The organism is Pseudomonas protegens, from assembly GCF_003732485.1.
Classification (GTDB): domain Bacteria; phylum Pseudomonadota; class Gammaproteobacteria; order Pseudomonadales; family Pseudomonadaceae; genus Aquipseudomonas; species Aquipseudomonas protegens_B.
In genome coordinates, this window is record NZ_MOAK01000028.1 from 98,829 (window position 1) to 100,849 (window position 2,021).

The 2,021-nt window shown below is 63.0% G+C and carries 2 protein-coding genes; both read right to left on the reverse strand.

Annotated elements, in window-relative coordinates:
- A partial coding sequence (gene cheB / locus BLX41_RS34370; protein WP_259744393.1) for a chemotaxis-specific protein-glutamate methyltransferase CheB occupies window positions 1-737 on the reverse strand: 737 nt, incomplete at its 3' end.
- 47 nt (window positions 738-784) lie between these two features.
- Window positions 785-2,021, reverse strand: a 1,237-nt coding sequence (locus tag BLX41_RS04135; RefSeq protein WP_148059680.1) for a chemotaxis protein CheA, incomplete at its 5' end; no start/stop codon positions are given.

The window sequence follows — 2,021 nt, forward strand, 5'->3', positions numbered from 1 at the left end:
GCTTCCTTGACGCTGATACGGCAAAGCTTGTCCAGACGCTCGGCAAAAGCCTTGGTGAAGGCCGCCGGCATATGCTGAATCAGCACGATAGGTGCCGGGAAGTTGGCCGGCAGTTGGGTCAGGACCCGCTGCAGCGCCACCGGGCCACCGGTGGAAGTACCGATCGCCACCAGCTTGTAGGCCTTGCGCTTGGGCGCCGGCGATGCCGGACCGGCAGCCGGTGCCGGAGCACGAACTGGAGCGGGTGCAGGTGCCGGGCGACTGCTGCCAAAGCTCGACGGTGCCGGAGCCGGGGCAGCCGGCTGCGGCGCCGGGGCGCTGTAGCTGCTGAAACGGCGATTACTGCGCGAGATGCTGTGGACTTTCTCGCACAGCAGCTGCTTGACCTTCTCGGGGTTGCGCGAGATGTCTTCGAAATTCTTCGGCAGGAAATCCACAGCCCCGGCATCCAGCGCGTCGAGGGTCACTCGAGCGCCTTCGTGGGTCAGGGAAGAGAACATCAGGACCGGCGTCGGGCAGCGCTGCATGATGTGCCGCACTGCGGTGATGCCATCCATCATCGGCATCTCGTAGTCCATGGTGATCACGTCCGGCTTGAGGGCCAGGGCCTGATCGATCGCCTCTTTACCATTGGTCGCCGTACCGACGACCTGGATATTCGAATCCGCGGAAAGAATTTCCGAGACGCGGCGGCGGAAAAAACCCGAATCGTCCACCACCAGGACTTTGACTGCCATAAACACTCCGTTAGGTGGGGCGAGGCCAACCGCCCCTCCCCGCCGAATCAAATACGCCGTGCGGCGTAACGCTTGAGCATGCTCGGAACATCGAGAATCAGCGCAATGCGGCCGTCACCGGTAATGGTGGCGCCGGACATGCCCGGGGTTCCCTGAAGCATTTTGCCCAAGGGCTTGATGACCACTTCTTCCTGGCCTACCAGTTGGTCGACGACAAAGCCGATCCGCTGGGTACCCACCGAAAGGATCACTACGTGGCCTTCACGCTGCTCTTCATGAGCGGCGGAACTGACCAGCCAGCGCTTGAGGTAGAACAGGGGCAACGCCTTGTCACGCACGATCACCACTTCCTGACCGTCCACCACATTGGTGCGCGACAGGTCGAGGTGGAAAATCTCGTTGACGTTGACCAACGGGAAAGCGAACGCCTGGTTGCCGAGCATGACCATCAGGGTCGGCATGATCGCCAGGGTCAACGGCACCTTGATGACGATCTTCGAGCCCTGGCCCTTGGTCGAGTAGATGTTGATCGAGCCGTTGAGCTGGGAAATCTTGGTCTTCACCACATCCATGCCCACGCCACGACCGGAGACGTCGGAAATCTCGGTCTTGGTGGAGAAACCCGGGGCGAAGATCAGGTTGTAGCACTCGGAATCGCTCAGGCGGTCGGCGGCGTCCTTGTCCATCACGCCGCGCTTGACGGCGATGGCGCGCAACACGTTCGGGTCCATGCCCTTGCCGTCGTCGGAGATCGACAGCAGGATGTGATCGCCTTCCTGTTCCGCCGCCAGCACCACCTTGCCACCGCGGGACTTGCCCGAGGCTTCGCGTTCTTCCGGCGATTCGATGCCGTGGTCCACCGCGTTGCGCACCAAGTGCACCAGCGGGTCGGCCAGGGCCTCTACCAGGTTCTTGTCGAGGTCGGTTTCTTCCCCCACCAGTTCCAGGTTGATCTCTTTCTTGAGCTGCCGGGCCAGGTCGCGAACCAGACGCGGGAAGCGCCCGAAAACCTTCTTGATCGGCTGCATGCGGGTCTTCATCACCGCGGTCTGCAGGTCGGCCGTCACCACATCGAGGTTCGACACGGCCTTGGACATGGCTTCGTCGCCGCTGTTGAGGCCCAGGCGCACCAGGCGGTTACGCACCAGCACCAGCTCGCCCACCATGTTCATGATTTCGTCCAGGCGCGCGGTATCGACCCGCACCGTGGTTTCCGCTTCGCTGGCAGGCTTTTCCGCTGGCGGCGCAGCCGCCGCGCGAGCCGGAGCCGGGGCTGGAGCCGCG